Origin of the sequence: Paenibacillus dendritiformis (assembly GCF_021654795.1) — a bacterium.
Taxonomy (GTDB): domain Bacteria; phylum Bacillota; class Bacilli; order Paenibacillales; family Paenibacillaceae; genus Paenibacillus_B.
Genome location: NZ_AP025344.1, coordinates 1,455,532 through 1,472,072, shown reverse-complemented (window position 1 = coordinate 1,472,072; position 16,541 = coordinate 1,455,532). Strand labels below are relative to the sequence as shown.

General features: G+C 54.6%; 12 protein-coding genes. 2 read left to right on the top strand and 10 right to left on the bottom strand.

Annotated features, from left to right (window positions below; all coding sequences use genetic code 11):
• Window positions 1-14: 14 nt before the first annotated feature.
• From L6439_RS06440 to lonB, 6 genes are all read right to left on the bottom strand, one after another.
• Entirely contained in the window at window positions 15-2,321 is a 2,307-nt protein-coding gene (locus L6439_RS06440) for a DUF4855 domain-containing protein (protein ID WP_213468878.1), read from the bottom strand.
• Window positions 2,322-2,737: 416 nt separating this feature from the next.
• The gene (gene speD, locus L6439_RS06435) at window positions 2,738-3,136 is read right to left on the bottom strand and encodes an adenosylmethionine decarboxylase (RefSeq protein WP_168182098.1); all 399 of its coding nucleotides are present in this window, start codon (window positions 3,134-3,136) and stop codon (window positions 2,738-2,740) included.
• Between the two features lie 302 nt (window positions 3,137-3,438).
• A complete protein-coding gene (locus L6439_RS06430; protein ID WP_168182100.1) occupies window positions 3,439-4,020 on the bottom strand; it encodes a non-ribosomal peptide synthetase module in 582 nt (193 codons plus the stop codon).
• 241 nt (window positions 4,021-4,261) lie between these two features.
• Window positions 4,262-4,885 carry a ribosome biogenesis GTP-binding protein YihA/YsxC gene (yihA, locus tag L6439_RS06425; protein WP_213468877.1) on the bottom strand — a complete coding sequence of 208 codons (624 nt, stop codon included), beginning with the start codon at window positions 4,883-4,885 and terminating at the stop codon, window positions 4,262-4,264.
• Window positions 4,886-5,953: 1,068 nt separating this feature from the next.
• A complete protein-coding gene (gene lon / locus L6439_RS06420; RefSeq protein ID WP_213468876.1) occupies window positions 5,954-8,287 on the bottom strand; it encodes an endopeptidase La in 2,334 nt (777 codons plus the stop codon).
• A gap of 89 nt (window positions 8,288-8,376) precedes the next feature.
• A complete protein-coding gene (lonB, locus tag L6439_RS06415) occupies window positions 8,377-10,107 on the bottom strand; it encodes an ATP-dependent protease LonB (RefSeq protein WP_168179669.1) in 1,731 nt (576 codons plus the stop codon).
• A 275-nt stretch (window positions 10,108-10,382) separates the two neighbouring features.
• Here lonB and L6439_RS06410 point away from each other — a divergent pair, with 275 nt between their 5' ends.
• On the top strand, window positions 10,383-11,399 hold the full coding sequence (locus L6439_RS06410) for a M23 family metallopeptidase (RefSeq protein ID WP_213468875.1): 1,017 nt from the start codon (window positions 10,383-10,385) through the stop codon (window positions 11,397-11,399).
• A 27-nt stretch (window positions 11,400-11,426) separates the two neighbouring features.
• The gene (locus tag L6439_RS06405) at window positions 11,427-11,840 is read left to right on the top strand and encodes a bactofilin family protein (protein WP_168179671.1); all 414 of its coding nucleotides are present in this window, start codon (window positions 11,427-11,429) and stop codon (window positions 11,838-11,840) included.
• Window positions 11,841-11,899: 59 nt separating this feature from the next.
• On the opposite strand, the gene ispG is transcribed toward L6439_RS06405, so the two are convergent.
• The 4 genes from ispG to tig form a co-directional block, all read right to left on the bottom strand.
• The gene (gene ispG, locus L6439_RS06400; RefSeq protein WP_168179672.1) at window positions 11,900-12,997 is read right to left on the bottom strand and encodes a flavodoxin-dependent (E)-4-hydroxy-3-methylbut-2-enyl-diphosphate synthase; all 1,098 of its coding nucleotides are present in this window, start codon (window positions 12,995-12,997) and stop codon (window positions 11,900-11,902) included.
• 42 nt (window positions 12,998-13,039) lie between these two features.
• Window positions 13,040-14,287: an ATP-dependent protease ATP-binding subunit ClpX gene (gene clpX / locus L6439_RS06395; protein ID WP_168179673.1), complete on the bottom strand. Its 1,248-nt coding sequence runs from the start codon at window positions 14,285-14,287 to the stop codon at window positions 13,040-13,042.
• 12 nt (window positions 14,288-14,299) lie between these two features.
• The gene (gene clpP / locus L6439_RS06390; RefSeq protein WP_168179674.1) at window positions 14,300-14,896 is read right to left on the bottom strand and encodes an ATP-dependent Clp endopeptidase proteolytic subunit ClpP; all 597 of its coding nucleotides are present in this window, start codon (window positions 14,894-14,896) and stop codon (window positions 14,300-14,302) included.
• A 331-nt stretch (window positions 14,897-15,227) separates the two neighbouring features.
• On the bottom strand, window positions 15,228-16,511 hold the full coding sequence (gene tig / locus L6439_RS06385) for a trigger factor (protein WP_168179675.1): 1,284 nt from the start codon (window positions 16,509-16,511) through the stop codon (window positions 15,228-15,230).
• Window positions 16,512-16,541: the final 30 nt, after the last annotated feature.

The following is a 16,541-nucleotide window of genomic DNA, read 5'->3' as shown; positions in this document are numbered from 1 at the left end:
ATGGTTTTCTTTGTTTAGTCCTCAGCAACTTCTTGTGTCGTGAAGCCCGCCTGCCGCTTGGCCTCGTGGAGCCGCTCCTCCAACCGTTCCCTTGCCGGGCTCTTCGGAAGCCGCTTCAGCAGACTCTTCGCCTCCTTCCAATCCGCCTTCGCATGCGTGTTCCCGAAGCGCTTCACCGCTTCTCCCGCCTGAACCAACTGATGCTCGGCCGAGCCTGGCACGATATCGCTGGCCCCCCAGTTGCGGTACACGATGCCATCCCGATTCGTCATGGTGCCGTCGGGCTCGAGGATGAAATCCCTCGCTTCGGCATCCGCCCCGTTCGCGGCGAAGTGAAGCGTCGCCAGCTCGGGTGCTCCTGTCATCGGGCTCCGCTTGGCCAGAAGATCCGCTTCCAGGGCATGAACCGGATCGGTATGGAACCGGACCGTAACCCGCCCGGCGCCATCGTCCTCCGCCTGGACATACATCCCGGGATCACGTCCCTCCGGAGTCGTGATTCGGTTGAACTTCGCGGTCTTCGGGTTGTAGCGGATGGCGATCTCTCCTTCGGTAAATCCGTCCGCCAGCGGAACGGACGCCTTGACCCGGATGTCCGAAGGCTGGGAAGCATTCGTCTCCAGCGTCACGGTGAATCGCGGCTCATACCGGTCCTTCACATACTCGTACAGCCGGTCGTAGACGCTGCGGCGGATGGAGGACATCGCATCCGGTGTCCGTTCATCCGGGGGCATCAGGGCGTAAGCCCCGTCCACGATCGGCATCGCGCCCAAATAATAGGTGTTCGGCGCTTCCGTCATATAACGTTCAAAGACGCCGTGGTTCAAATATTGAGCCAGCGTCCGGTAATCGTCATACTCGACTTCAACGGAAGCGCCGGTCTTGCGGGCCAGCGCAGCTATATTCGGAAAGATGGCCTTCTTCGAGGCGCCGAAGGCGAACCCCGGCTGAATCGAAGCGGCATCGAAGCCCAAGTCGCGCCACTGGTATGCCGATCCCGGACCGACATACGGAATCCATGTGAACCAGCGGTTCCGGTCATGGAGCAGCTTGGCCGTCTCCCGGACGAGCTCCGCCTCGCCCGTCGTCTCCCCTAACCGCTCATGGTACCAGTAGAAGCCGTCGAGCTCCAGATGGGCGAATTCCCTCTCCCGGAAGCGCCGCTCCACCTCATCGATGTACCATCGGACGGCGGCGGTCTTGTTGCGGAATGCCAGCTCATTCATTTGTTTGCGGCCTTCATAGGACTGCGGGTCATCCACCATGCCGGCAAAATCGGCCGCCCGCAAGCTGAACGGCTCTCCGGTTCCGTTCATATCGCCGAAGTTCGAGCTTTCCTCAATTTGAGGTATCGCCACGGTCACCCGCACTGTCTGCTTTGTTTTCAACTTTTCGTTAATGCGGCCGGCAGCCTCGTCGAGACCCGCGAGTTGAGAGCCGGGGGCAAAAATAAAATCGAGGTACGCCTCCAGATCGTCCATCGTGACGAATCTGGCGTTGCCGCTCGCATCGACTCCGGATGGCGTCACCATCGCCGTGGCCGGCAGCGCCAAAATATCGGTGAAAAACCAGTCCTTCACTCTCCCGTAAATATCTTTGTACGCCAGGAACGCTTCCGCCTTCTCCGGCGTCCAATCGGTAAACCTCTCGCTGCCCGGCTTCATCGGTCCGGAATACCAGAGGAACTGATCCGTCACGCCCGCGGCTTCCCGGCTCCCAGGTGAAGGATAATGACCGGGCTCCCAATCATCGCTGACCAGAGGAAGCGGCTGGATCGGCCCCGAAGTTCCCGGCCGACCCCATATCTCGATCTCATCCATCCAGCCGAAAAAATTGATAACAAATTCCAGCTTGATGAAGCGGGCTTGTATTGCCAGCTTCGTTCCGTCAGCCAGCGTATCGAGCACGTACGCCTTCCGATGCATATCCGTCGCCGTGCTCGCATCGGCGAAGTAAAGCGGCTCATCCGGTCCCGTCTTGCCCAGATAACGGTAAGCGGTCCCATCCTGCGATGCATAGACACGGACATAGAGCGGCGGCGCGATGCCGACATCGTTCCGCTGGCCGAAGCCGGTTGCAATGCGCTCAATGGTAGAGATCTCCTCCAGATCGACGATGACCTCGCGCTTCAGCTTGCGGTAAAATACGAACCAGTCTTCTGTGTTTTGCCAGTCCGCGGTGTCACCGTAGCGGCTGTCGGTCAGCATCCCCGCCTGATCGAGCGGGGTTTCTTTCCCGTATTTGCCGATCCCCTGAATCGTATCGAAGATGGCATTGGGCTCGGATACCGTGACAGGCTTGTCCAGCGCCAGATTTGCCATCTTCCTCCCGGGTTCGGAATCCACGGTTGCCGCATGCGCATCAGGCACGGGCAGCCATTGCAGGAGCATGCAGAGGATAAGGCAGCAGGGACCAAGCGATGCCCTTCGTTGGTGCTTGTACTGCGACAGAATAAAATCAACCCCTTTTGTACAAATTTCACGCCGAATGAAAGCGTTTTCAAAACTGTCCCGGAACCGATTGTTTTCCCCTCCCTGTCCATACGCTTAGGCTCATTGGATGGAAGGCGAGCAACACAATGTGTACCGAGCCGGATAAATGAATAAATCATTTATTTGTTACCATCGTATTCGGATAAGTCTTCCAATTCAATGAGAAAAATAGGACGATAAATCAAGGCAAAATAAAAAAACCCGTTCCCTGCATCATCGCAGGCAAACGGGCTGAACGCCATTTTTTATACGAATTGCTTTACATCCATGTCTGGTGTGACAACTTCCATTTCCCCCAGGCCGCGAATCAGCTTCTTGGCATAGGTACGTTCCGGTTTCAATACAGAGACCAGGTAATCAATGGCCAACTGCGGATCGACGGTCTCGCCGCAAGTATAACAATCGATGGCTGCAAATCCACGTTCAGGATATGTGTGGATAGAAAGATGACTTTCAGACAACATGACAAGGACGGTTGCCCCTTGTGGTTCAAACTGCTTGGATTGAACGGACAAGACGGTTGCTCCACATGCCTCGGCGGCTTCAACCAGCTGTGTCTGCAAATATTCCGCATTGTTCAGCAAATCAAAGTCGACTCCCCATGTGTCAACAGCAACGTGTCTTCCGAAAGTTGAGTATTCCATCTTTCGGTTCCCCCTTCCTAGGAATAAAATGTTGTAAAAATTTCATCCGCTAGGACCTACGTCATTCACTTCTCGAGGGAAAAATCTCTCGCAACATGCAATGTCCTGAGTGAATCCTGGTTCCTATATTGTTTTCAACGAGATTAAAAATAACATCTTCCGCACATAAATGCAACCCTTTTTTTCGGCAACTTGTCAGCCTGCTATCCTCGGCCATCTGTCCTTCCCCCAAACACAAAAGAACCCTGCTCTCCCGTAAGGAACGCAGGGTCTTCAGCAGATGATCCCAAGATCGTATGCTTCTATGCTTCAAGTATGAACAATTGATGTGCGAGACGGCTTAATTGCGCGTCAATCTGTTGGATCGCTTCCGGGGAATGCGCCTGATTCCGCTCATCCAACAGCATATTCACCTGCATCTGGACGGAATCGATGCGAAGCTCCGCGCCGTTCTTCAGGAACATCTTCTGCAGGTCGCGCACGGGATCCTTATGCTCGTAAATGATACGCGACTCATGCTGCTTCCGTTCTTCAATCTTGCGTACTGCACCGTCTTCATAATAATAAGTCATCGTAAATCCGGCAAAGATGCGATTGACTACCGCTTCGCCACGGAATGTCGCCACAAGCTTATGCATCACTTGCGTCAATTTCGGATGAACCAAGCGGCAAGACGTTACACAGACATACCGATTGCCTTGCTTCTCGAACAGGAAGGTAATCTCATCACCCTGGCCGTCCTCAAGAACCACCTCTTGATTGCCGTTCTCCAATACTTTTACCCCAACGGAATACAGGGCAAGCGACTGTAAAAATCGGGTCAACTGAGCTTCCGTCAACTGCAAACTGGCTTTCACATACTCTGTGGCTAACCGCCGAGCCATAAAAACTCTCCTTAATTCGTTTTTACTGCATGAAAAATCATACTCTTATTATACTACAACGCCAAAGTGAATTCCTGTTTACAAGCCGCCAAATACGAGGGGATTTTTGAAAAAATCGCTATCAGCCGGAATTGAGCCAATGTTTCTCCCGTGATCCTCACTAAATAACTGTTCCAGCGCAGTCTCCCTCATGCGATCATCGATTTTATGGGCGATAGCCTATCCAGCCGGGTTTGCATAATTATTCACCCGAATGCAAACCCTCTTGTTCCGCTTCTTCGGAAGATGGGTGAGCCAGAATAATGTCCCACAGCTCCTCCCGGCCCTGTCCGGTCTCGGACGAGAACAGAACAAGCGGTGTCCCCCCATCCAGACCAAGCGTCGTCCTTACCTGCTTCAGATGCTTAGGCCAGCGGCTCTTCGGCACTTTATCGGCCTTCGTGGCGACGACGGCGACAGGCACCTCGTAATGCGTCAGCCACTGATGCATCATGCAGTCGTCCTCGGTAGGCGGATGCCGCAGATCGACGACGAGCAGCACGAGCCGCAGGGCGTCGCGTTCGCGGAAGTAAGCCTCGATCATTTTGCCCCAAGCGGCGCGCTGCGCTTTGGACACCTTGGCATAGCCGTATCCCGGAACATCGACGAAATACATATTATCATTAATCCGGTAATAGTTAAGCTGTTGAGTCTTGCCCGGCTGCGAGCTGGTGCGGGCCAGATTTTTGCGCATAATCATCTTATTAATGAGGGACGACTTCCCCACATTCGAACGGCCGGCAAGACCAATCTCCGGAAGCCCATCGTCCGGATACTGGGCCGGACCGACCGCGCTAATAATGAATTCGGCATTCGTAATCTTCATATTCCGTGCTCCCTTAACGATGTATATATCTGTCCTAATCGTGCCTCTATTGTACACTACTTCATCGGCTCTGCACAAAGCGCCTTCCTGGCGCTATTGACCAATCTCCCCGGCACTCAGGGACTACGCAGCCTTTTGAACAGCCCCCCAACTCTCAGGGCTCAGCAGTCTTTTGTACAATCTCCCCCAACCTCAGGGCTTTGTAGCCTTTTGAACAGACTCCCCAGCTCTCAGGGCTTCCTAGCCTTTTGAACAGACTCCCCAGCTCTCAGGGCTCAGCAGTCTTTTGTACAATCTCCCCAATCCTCAGGAGACTCCTTATCCCTTTAGTCTTAAGTATTTAACGATTTGCTTGCAAGTGGGATAACGCTTGTTATTTTTGGTGATACTATACCATTTATTTTGGGTAGCTAGCATAATTTCTCTCTTTGGAACTCTCCTTTAAAAGGACCTCCTGGACGACGGGGATTGCGCTCATAAGGAGCAGACGAGGGATGTCCAGCTTCCTGCGCAATGGGGATATTGCTCATATGGAGCGGACGAGAGACATCCAGCTTCCTGCGCTATGGGGATATTGCTCATATGGAGCGGACGAGAGACATCCAGCTTCCTGCGCTATGGGGATATTGCTCATATGGAGCGGACGAGAGACATCCAGCTTCCTCCGCTATGGGGATATTGCTCATATGGAGCGAACGAGAGACATCCAGCTTCCTGCGCTATGGGGATATTGCTCATAAGGAGCGGACGAGAGAAGTCCAGTTTCCTGCGCTATGGGGATACTGCTCATAAGGAGTGGACGAGAGACATCCAGCTTCCTGCGCTATGGGGATATTGCTCATATGGAGCGGACGAGGGATGTCCAGCTTCCTGTTTGACGAATCCTGCAGTTTGTAGTACCCGCATCTCCTTATTAAAAATACCGCCCGGTGTAGTCCCGGGCGGTATGTGATGGCGCGAGCGCCTATTATTCATCAATTAGGATAAATATGCGTTTATCGCCGCCCAAGTGCCTGCTGGTGGCACATCTCTTCCGAGACTCTCGCTTGCGCTGGCGCCCGGGGCTAATTACCCTTGCTGCTCCAGCAAAGCATGCTGCAGCACTTCATCCATATGAGCCGCCGGTATAAATGTCATCTCTTGGCGGACGCTCTCAGGTATATCGTTCAGGTCACGCATATTTTCCGCCGGGTAAATGACGGTCTTGATGCCGGCGCGCAAGGCGGCAAGCGATTTCTCCTTCAAGCCCCCAATCGGCAAAACCCGGCCGCGCAGCGTAATCTCCCCGGTCATCGCCACATCCTTCGAAACATAACGGTTGGTCAGCGCCGAGACGAGCGCCGTCGCCATTGTGATCCCTGCCGACGGGCCGTCCTTCGGAATCGCTCCTTCCGGGACGTGGATATGAATATCGATTTTCTCATGGAAATCGGGATCCAGATTAAATTCGGCAGCTCGGGAACGGATGTAGCTGAACGCTGCCTGGGCGGATTCCTTCATCACGTCTCCCAGCTTCCCGGTCAACAGCAGCTTGCCGGTTCCCGGCACGACGCTCACTTCGACATTCAAGGTGTCGCCGCCAACCTCGGTCCAGGCGAGTCCAGTGACCGTCCCTACCTGGTTATGCTGCTCCGCCAGGCCATAGCGGTAACGGGCAACGCCCAAATAGTCGGTTAGCTCATCGGCTTGGATCGTCACTTCCGTTGCACCGTCCGATACGATCTTCCGCGCCGCTTTGCGGCATAGCGCAGCTAACTGCTGCTCCAGCTGCCTTACGCCCGCTTCGCGGGTATATTCCCGGATGACCCGGCGTACGACGCCTTCTTCCACCCGCAGCTGATCGTCCTCCAACCCATGCTCCCGCTTCTGCTTCGGCAGCAGGTGGCGGGACGCAATCTCCAGCTTCTCGATCTCCGTATAACCCGAGAGCGAGATCATCTCCATCCGGTCCAGCAGCGGACGCGGAATATTATGTACCGCATTAGCCGTCGTGACGAACATGACATGGGATAAATCGACCGGCAGCTCGACAAAGTGATCGCTGAACGCGTTGTTCTGCTCCGGATCCAGCACTTCCAACAGGGCAGAAGCCGGATCCCCGCGGAAATCGGACGCCATCTTGTCGATCTCGTCCAGGAGCAGGACCGGGTTCATCGTCCCTGCGTTTTTCATCGCCTGTACGATGCGTCCCGGCATCGCGCCCACATAGGTGCGCCGGTGGCCACGGATTTCCGCTTCATCGCGCACGCCGCCGAGCGAGATGCGAATGAACTGGCGCCCGAGCGACTTGGCAATAGAGCGCGCAAGCGAAGTCTTCCCTACACCCGGAGGACCGACGAGGCACAGGATCGGACCCTTCATCCGCTTTACCATTTTCTGCACGGCCAAATACTCCAGCACCCGCTCCTTCGGCTTGTCAAGAGCGTAATGATCCTCATCGAGGATGGATTCCGCCTTATGAAGATCAAGATCGTCTTCCGTGCGTCTGGACCATGGAATAAGGAATAACCAGTCAATATAGTTGCGGATTACCGATCCTTCCGCCGAAGTGGAAGGCATCTTCTCCAGCCGATCGATTTCCTTCTGGATTTTGTCCTTCACCTTGTCGGGGGCTTCCAGCTCGGCGAGCTGGGAACGCAGCTCCTCAATCTCGCCCGCGCGCCCTTCCTTGTCGCCGAGTTCCTTCTGAATCGCCTTCATCTGCTCCCGCAAATAATATTCTTTCTGGGTCTTCTCCATCTGCTTCTTGACGCGCTGATTAATCTTCTTCTCCAGCTCCAGCACTTCGCTCTCATTGTTCAGCATTTGAAGAAGCCTGTTCAGTCTCTCCGCGGCCGAGACCGTCTCGAGCAGTTCCTGCTTATCCTTCGTCTTCAACGGGAGATGGCTGGCGATGACATCCGCCAGACGCCCAGGCTCCGCAATATCGGTTACGGCCGTCAGCGTCTCCGGCGTCACTTTCTTCGACATATGGACATAGTTCTCGAATTGCGTCAATACCATCCGCATCAAGGCTTCGGTCTCGGATGAAGGCCCGTTGTCTTCATCATGCAGCGGTGTCGCATCGACCTCGTAATATTCGTCATTCGGCACGTATTCTGCGATTTCCGCACGCTCCACGCCTTCGACCAACACCCGGATGGTGCTGTTCGGCAGACGGAGCATTTGGCGCACCTTGGCTATCGTTCCAATGCGAAAGATGTCTTCCTGAGACGGCTCTTCGATGCTCACCTCGGACTGGGAGCACAGCAGCAGCATCTGATCCTCCATCATGGCCTGCTCCAGCGCCTTGACCGATTTGTCGCGCCCGACGTCAAGATGCAGCACCATGCTCGGGTAGACGAGCAATCCTCTTAGCGGCAGAAGAGGCAGACGCCGACTTTTTATAGGTTTAAGCCCCATCGATCGCACCCCCATGGTTATGCTTGTTGTAAATGCACATGTAACCAATATTTTATCAAATGTTCAAGCAAAACTCCAATTTCCTGAACTCATCCCTTCGAATCGGGATGGGCCCCTTTCTCGGAGGCTTCCGCATGCAGCAGCGGCATGGCCGCCCCCGCCGCCCGTTCATAAGGCTTAGCCGCCGGATGCGCTCCTTCCTCCATCACATGGCCAAAGGTATGGGCGAACGCTTCGTCCACATGCTCGATCGGAACGACCTGAAGCCCTCCCTCCAGATCGGCGAATATTTCGAGCCAGTTCTCCTTCGGGATCAGGACGCGTGACGCCCCCGCCTGAAAGGCGGCTTCCACCTTCGCCAATACCCCGCCAACCGGCTTGACCCGGCCATGGATGCTGATCTCCCCGGTCATGGCCAGCTTATTGTCGACCGGCCACTGGTTCATCGCGGACGCAATCGCGATAACCATCGCGATCCCGGCCGACGGGCCGTCAACCGGCGAGCCTCCCGGGAAATTGATATGCAGATCGAAATTGGACGGTTCGTAGCCAAGGCTGCGCAGCACCGTTAGCACATTTTCCACCGAGCCTTTGGCCATGCTTTTACGGCGCAGGGTGCGGCTGCCGCCCCCCAGTTCTTCTTCATCGACAACGCCGGTAATCGTGTAGGTTCCGGCGCCGTTTTTGACCCGTATCGCATTCACCTCGATCTCCAGCAGCGCCCCCATGCTCGGCCCGTAGACAGCCAGCCCGTTCACCAGGCCAATCTGCGGCTCGGACGGAACCTTCCGGTCCGGACGCGGCGGAATCTGGCTGCTGTTCGCGACCCACTCTACATCGCCGCCCTCAATGGCCGAGCGCCCCTCCGACATCGCCAGTCCGGCGGCAAGCTGGATCATGTTCACCGCTTCCCGGCCGTTCGTGGCATAGCGCTTTACCATATTCACCGCAGCTTCGGACGGCGGAAAGCCGATTTTACGGATGGCATGCTCGGCAATCGATTCGATTTCGGCAGGCAGCAGCGGGCGGAAATAGACCTCCATGCAGCGTGAACGGAGCGCGGGAGGCAGCTCCTGAGGTGAACGCGTCGTCGCGCCGACAAGGCGGAAATCAGCCGGAAGGCCGTTTTGAAAGATATCATGAATATAAGTCGGTATATTGGAATCCTCCGAATTATAATAGGCGCTCTCCAGAAATACTTTCCGATCCTCCAGCACCTTCAGCAGCTTGTTCATCTGAATCGGATGCAGCTCGCCGATCTCATCAATGAACAGGATTCCTCCATGCGCCTTGGTGACTGCGCCCGGCTTCGGCTGCGGAATGCCGGCGACGCCCATCGCTCCGGCTCCCTGATAGATCGGATCATGGACGGAACCGATAAGCGGATCGGCGATTCCCCGCTCATCGAACCGGGCGGTTGTCGCATCGATTTCCGTGAATTTGGCTTCTTTCGTAAAGGGGGAGCTTGGATTCTTTTTCGCCTCCTCCAGCACGACACGGGCGGCCGCGGTCTTGCCGACGCCAGGCGGACCGTAGACGATCACATGCTGCGGATTCGAGCTGCACAGCGCAGCCTTGAGCGCCTTCAAGCCGTCACGCTGTCCGACGATGTCGTTCATCGAGCTCGGTCTCGTCTTCTCCGCCAACGGCTTCGTCAGCGAGATGGACCGCAGTTTGTTCAGCTTGTCCATTTCCTTTTTCGATTCACGGTCGACTGCAGTCCGGTTGCCCTTCTGATTCCGCAGCAGATTCCAGAAATAGACCCCGATTACAACGGCGAAAAACGCGTTGATTAACATCAATATAATACTTAAATTCATCGTTTCATCCTCCCGTAGCGGCCCCATGGCGCAAGAAATCCGGTAAAGTTCAATACTTGGTAGTATTACCCTTTGCCGGATGCATTATAAGTGGCTCCCGAAGAGGGAATGAGAAATGATAAGCGCCCTGCAAGACACTACTTCCTATGTATCGTGAACAATCGTCAAAACTTGCCAAATCACTGGTTACATTTTACTGTGTCTCATGTACAATAGGAGTGTTGTAGGAGAGCGTCTTGTTTTCCGATTATCCATCTCAGGAGGATATGGCCAATATGTCTACCAAGCGCAGCAAGCGATGGACATGGATGCTGATTCGCGGGGCTGATCGCCCGGCGGTTCAGTTCAGCATGTCTACGCTGCTCATCAAGGTTGCCGGAATTGGGATCCTCATCTCGATCACGGCAGCGATAACTCTTGTCATCGCCCAGACGGCGTCGTTGAACACCATGCGCGCGCAGCAGTCGAAGCTGGAATCCGATATGTCAGAGAAGCAAGAGCAGCTTGCGCTCGCCCGCCGCCAATTATCCGCGCTTATGACCGAATCCAACCGGATGAAGGAGCGAATGGATCAGGTGGCGGAGTGGGAGCAGCAGCTGAAGAATTATTTGCGGGCCTCGGGTGAACCGGTTCCGTCACCGGCAGGCTCTTCTGCAGGCAAGACCTACTCGCTGGGCGAATCCGGCCGGCTTCCCGTAGGCGGAGAATACATTCAGCCGCTGTCCGATGACGGCTCCTCCGATTCCCGCCTGCATCCGTTGACGGTTCCATCGAATTCCTTGGCCGATACGCATCGGCAGCTGCGCCGGATGGAAGCGACATGGCAGAGCTGGATGAAGACGATGCCTGCCCTGCTGACGCAAGCCGAGACATTCAAGCAGCGGCTGGACTCCACCCCTACCTTCTGGCCGACGGACAGCACCTATATAACGTCCCGCTTCGGGGGCCGCTCCGATCCGTTCCATGGAAGCAGCGCGTTCCATGCCGGGCTTGATATTGGAGGAGACATGGGGGATCCGGTCTACGCCGCGGCAGACGGCAAAGTGATCGCCTCGAAGTACGACAAGCTGAAGGGCAACTATCTTATCATCGATCACGGTTCATCACTGACCACACGCTACCTCCATCTCAGCGAACGCGGCGTTCAGACCGGAGATCAGATCAAGAAAGGACAAGTAATCGGCAAGATGGGCTCAACCGGCAGAAGCACCGGCGCTCATTTGCATTTTGAGGTCCGCAAAGGCAATGAGGCGATTGACCCCGCCATCTACATCGGTTCCGGAGACAAGTAATGAATAGACGAAGAGAGGAGAAGAGATATGTTTTCCAGAAATGAAAAAAGACCCCCCGGCACAGACACGTTAATCGGTCAGTCGACCACATTGGAGGGGACGGTGGACTGCGAGACGGATCTGCGGATAGAGGGGCGCATTCGCGGCTCCATCCGCTGCAGCCGGAATATTACAATCGGGGAGACTGGCGTTGTCTACGCGGATGTGGAAGGAGTGAGCATCGTGATCGCGGGCTCGCTGACCGGCGATGTGATGGCTTCCGGCTCGCTGGTCATCGAATCGACGGGGCAATTGAACGGGAACGCGAACTGCACCGCCTTCATTATTAAGGACGGCGGGCAATTCAATGGAACGAGCTCCATGGGCGAGGCGAAAGCGGCCTCCGCTTCCATACCGCAAGACCCCGCCGCGGCCTTGCCGGCTAACGATAGCGGCGTCTAGTCCCTTTACATAGGAAGAAGCCGGCGCGAGTGCGCCGGCTTCCCTGTATATCGATTCGCTTAATGTTTGCGGCCCGGAATTTGACCGGTCCGCTCGTATTCCGCGACAATTTGATCGATTTCTTTTTTCAGTTCCGCGACCATTTCCGATTCAGGCACTTTGCGTATCATCTCTCCGTACCGGAACAGCAATCCCTCGCCGCGGGCCCCGGCAATGCCGATATCCGCCTCGCGGGCCTCCCCCGGTCCGTTGACCGCGCATCCCAGCACCGACACTTTGATTGGCACCTTAATCTTGGATATATATTCTTCGACTTCATTGGCAATCGAGAACAAGTCGATATCCAGACGTCCGCAGGTCGGACAAGAGACCAGTGTCGCCGCATTCGAGATGAGCCCGAAGGATTTGAGCAATTCGCGGGCCACCTTCACTTCCTCGACCGGATCGGCACTCAGGCTGACGCGCACGGTCGATCCGATGCCCAGCGAGAGCAACGCGCCGAGACCGGCAGCGCTCTTGATCGTTCCGGAGAAGAGCGTTCCCGCTTCCGTAATTCCGAGATGGAGAGGATACGGAATAACTTCCGCAGCCTTCGTGTAGGCGGCAATGGCCATCGGCACATCCGAAGCCTTGAGCGAGACGATAATATCGTGAAAATCAAGCTCTTCCAAAATTCCGATATGAAACAAAGCGCTCTCGACCATCGCTTCCGGCGTTGGATACCCGTATTTCTCCAGCAGATGATGTTCCAATGAACCGGCATTGACGCCAATCCGGATCGGAATGCCCCGTTCTTTGCATGCTGTGACGACGGCTTCGACTTTGTGGCGGCGGCCGATATTGCCCGGATTGATGCGGACCTTGTCGATCCCGTTCTCAATCGCCTTCAGCGCCAGACGATAGTCGAAATGAATGTCGGCGACAAGCGGAATGGAGATCTGCTTCTTAATCTCCTTGATCGCTTCCGCCGCTTCTTCATTGTTCACCGTGACGCGAACGACCTGGCATCCCGCTTCTTCCAGCCGGTGAATCTCGGCTACCGTCGCCTGAACATCCGCCGTCTTCGTGGTGCACATGCTCTGAATGATGACGTCATTGCTTCCGCCAATCGTAACGTTGCCAACTTGTACAGGTCTTGTCTGATGTCGCAAATACATATCATTCTCTCCCATGCCCGGAAACGGACGGAAAAGCGCCGATTAGGCGCTTTCCTCCTGCTTCTTATCCGTCGTCAGTTCCGGAATCATTCGTTCGCGCACGACTTGCTCGGTAATGACGCAGGTCGTAATGTCATCCCGCGACGGCACTTCGTACATTACATCCAGCATGATGCCTTCGATAATGGCACGGAGTCCGCGCGCTCCGGTATTCCGCTTGATCGCTTCCAGCGCAATGGCTTCCAGCGCTGCCGGCTCGAATTCCAGCTTCACGTTGTCCATCTCCAGCAGCTTCTGATATTGCTTCGTCAGGGCATTCTTCGGCTCGCTCAAGATGCGGACCAGCGTATGCTCATCCAATGGCTCCAAGGTGGAGATGACCGGCAAGCGGCCGACAAATTCCGGAATAAGGCCGAATTTGAGCAGGTCTTCCGGAAGCGTCAACGATAAGTATTCGCCCGCCTTCAGATCCTTCTGCATGCCATCTGAATTGAAGCCGATAATCTTCTTCCCGACACGGCGCTTAATAATTTGCTCCAGCCCGTCGAACGCGCCGCCGCAAATGAACAAAATATTCGTCGTATCGATCTGGATGAACTCTTGATGAGGATGCTTGCGTCCGCCTTGAGGCGGCACCGAAGCTACCGTTCCCTCCAAAATCTTGAGCAGCGCCTGCTGCACGCCTTCGCCGGACACATCTCTCGTAATCGATGGATTCTCGGACTTGCGCGCCACCTTGTCAATCTCGTCGATATAAATGATGCCCCGCTCCGCCTTCTCAACATCGTAGTCCGCAGCCTGAATCAGCTTCAGCAAAATGTTCTCGACATCTTCGCCGACATATCCGGCTTCGGTCAACGACGTGGCATCCGCAATCGCAAACGGCACATTCAAAATTTTGGCCATGGTCTGCGCGAGCAGGGTCTTCCCGGAACCCGTCGGCCCGACAAGCAAAATATTGCTCTTCTGCAGCTCGACGTCTTCGGTTTTGTTCTGGCTGTTGATTCGTTTGTAGTGATTATACACCGCAACCGACAACGATTTCTTCGCCTGATCCTGACCGATGACATATTGATCCAAAATCGCGCGGATCTCCTTCGGCTTCGGAATGTCTTTCAGATCGATCTCTTCCTCGTGGCCGAGCTCTTCCTCCACGATCTCCGTGCACAGCTCGATGCACTCGTCACATATATATACGCCTGGTCCCGCGACCAGCTTACGCACTTGCTCCTGGGACTTGCCGCAAAAAGAACACTTCAATTGGCCCTTCTCCTCGTTAAATTTGAACATTCCTATCCCCCTTTACTTCAAACCGGGAGTTCCCGGATGCAGAACGCTGTCTACAAGACCATATGCCTTCGCTTCATCCGCACTCATGAAGTAGTCGCGGTCGGTATCCCGTTCGATTTTCTCATACGGTTGTCCGGTTCGATCCACATAGATCTGGTTCAGCTTCTGTCTTGTCTTAATAATCCAGTCGGCATGAATCTTAATATCGGACGCTTGCCCGCGGACGCCGCCCAGAGGCTGGTGAATCATAATCTCGCTATTCGGCAGCGCAATGCGCTTGCCCGGGGCTCCTGCCGTCAACAGCAACGAGCCCATGCTTGCCGCCAGGCCGACGCAGATGGTGGATACATCCGGCTTGATATGCTGCATCGTATCATAAATCGCCATCCCCGCCGTAACGGAACCGCCCGGAGAATTGATGTACAGATGAATATCCTTCTCCGGATCGTCTGCCTGGAGGAAAAGCATCTGCGCGATGACGCTATTAGCCACATCATCATCAATGGCGCTCCCCAGAAAAATAATGCGATCCTTCAACAGGCGCGAGTAAATATCGTAAGAGCGTTCGCCGCGATTTGTCTGTTCGATGACCATCGGGATTAAATTCATGGTACCGACCTCTTTTCTTTACAAAGCTATACATTTCTATTTTATCATTTTCTGAACAAGATGTCATTTCCACAACAGTTACAACTAGTGTATGTAGGGCAGCGGGGCCTATTCCCGGCAGCCGTATATGTATCTGGCGCAGCCTATGTTCATCATGCGTCAGACTGCCTATAAATATGTACCACTCGAAACGGAACAGTGAAACGTTATGTACATGCCAAGAAGCGATGATGGGAGAGACGGAGCGACAGAGGAAAAAATAAGGCACGCTGGAAATAAACGTGCCTTATCCTGTTAGCAGCATAACGCTGCGAAATCGTATGTGATTGGATTATTTGCTGTTTTCCACCAAAAATGCAATCGTCTTGCGGATCAATGCTTCTTCGCGCAGGTTGTCGAGCGTGCCGTTCTTGGTCAGGATGTCGCGAATTTCTTCGGCGGAACGCTTGTAAGTTTCGGCCATCTTGTCCAATTCAGCAGACAACTCTTCGTCCGAGATGGAGAGATTCTCTTCCTTGGCGATTTGCTCCAGGACGAGATTGTTCTTCACGCGCTTGTCCGCTTCCTTCTGCATTTGCTCGCGCAGATCCGCAATCGTCTGGCCGGACAGCGTCAGGAACATGTCGATGTTCATGCCTTGCATCCGCAGGCGGTTGTCCAGATCTTTCACCATATGCTGGATCTCGGTCTCAATCATCGCGTGCGGAATTTCCACTTCGGCGTTCTCAGCCGCTTTTTCCACGACAGCCGCTTCGCGTGCGCCTTCCGCTTCTTTTTCCTTGCGGGATTGAAGCTGCTGCTTCAGGTCTGTCTTATATTCTTCAAGCGTGTCGAACTCGCTAACGTCTTTCGCGAATTCATCGTCCAGGGCAGGCAGCTGCTTGCGCTTGATTTCATGCAATTTTACTTTGAATACGGCTGGCTTGCCGGCCAGGTTCTCCGCATGGTAGTGCTCAGGGAATGTCACTTCGACATCCTTGAAGTCGCCTGTTCCCATGCCGACGAGTTGATCCTCGAAGCCTGGAATGAAGCTGTTGGAGCCCAACTCAAGCGTATAGCGCTCCGCCTTGCCGCCTTCGAATGCTTCCCCGTCAACGAAGCCTTCAAAGTCAATGACGACGCTGTCGCCTTTTGCGGCAACATCCTCATCAACGATGATCAGCTCGGCATGACGCTCCTGCATGCGCTTCAGTTCAGCGTCAAGCTCTTCGTCCGTTACTTCTACGGATTGTTTTTCCACTTCAAGGCCTTTGTACTCGCCAAGCTTCACTTCCGGCTTCACGGTTACTTTGGCTTTGAATTTGAACGTTTGGCCTTTGCCAATCTGTTCCACTTCAACTTCCGGCTGATCGACCGGCTTGATGTCGGTTTCTTTTACCGCTTGGGTATACGCCTCTGGAAGCATAATGTCAATGGCGTCTTGGTACAGGCTTTCCACGCCATATTTCGCTTCAAAAATCGGGCGAGGCACTCTTCCTTTACGGAAACCAGGAACGTTCACTCGCTTGGACACTTTTTTAAACGCTTGGTCCAGCGCTTCCGTCACGCGTTCCGCGTCGACCTCCACTTCCAATACCCCAACGTTCTTCTCTATTTTTTCCCAGGTTGCTTTCATTTTATGCCTTCCCCTCCAAAAAAGATCACA

Bases quoted from the DNA above. Each gene is read 5' to 3' on its own strand.
- L6439_RS06440 (WP_213468878.1), bottom strand. From the start codon at position 2,321: ATGGCAAATCTGGCGCTGGACAAGCCTGTCACGGTATCCGAGCCCAAT.
- speD (WP_168182098.1), bottom strand. From the start codon at position 3,136: ATGGAATACTCAACTTTCGGAAGACACGTTGCTGTTGACACATGGGGA.
- L6439_RS06430 (WP_168182100.1), bottom strand. From the start codon at position 4,020: ATGGCTCGGCGGTTAGCCACAGAGTATGTGAAAGCCAGTTTGCAGTTG.
- yihA (WP_213468877.1), bottom strand. From the start codon at position 4,885: ATGAAGATTACGAATGCCGAATTCATTATTAGCGCGGTCGGTCCGGCC.
- lon (WP_213468876.1), bottom strand. From the start codon at position 8,287: ATGGGGCTTAAACCTATAAAAAGTCGGCGTCTGCCTCTTCTGCCGCTA.
- lonB (WP_168179669.1), bottom strand. From the start codon at position 10,107: ATGAATTTAAGTATTATATTGATGTTAATCAACGCGTTTTTCGCCGTT.
- L6439_RS06410 (WP_213468875.1), top strand. From the start codon at position 10,383: ATGTCTACCAAGCGCAGCAAGCGATGGACATGGATGCTGATTCGCGGG.
- L6439_RS06405 (WP_168179671.1), top strand. From the start codon at position 11,427: ATGTTTTCCAGAAATGAAAAAAGACCCCCCGGCACAGACACGTTAATC.
- ispG (WP_168179672.1), bottom strand. From the start codon at position 12,997: ATGTATTTGCGACATCAGACAAGACCTGTACAAGTTGGCAACGTTACG.
- clpX (WP_168179673.1), bottom strand. From the start codon at position 14,287: ATGTTCAAATTTAACGAGGAGAAGGGCCAATTGAAGTGTTCTTTTTGC.
- clpP (WP_168179674.1), bottom strand. From the start codon at position 14,896: ATGAATTTAATCCCGATGGTCATCGAACAGACAAATCGCGGCGAACGC.
- tig (WP_168179675.1), bottom strand. From the start codon at position 16,511: ATGAAAGCAACCTGGGAAAAAATAGAGAAGAACGTTGGGGTATTGGAA.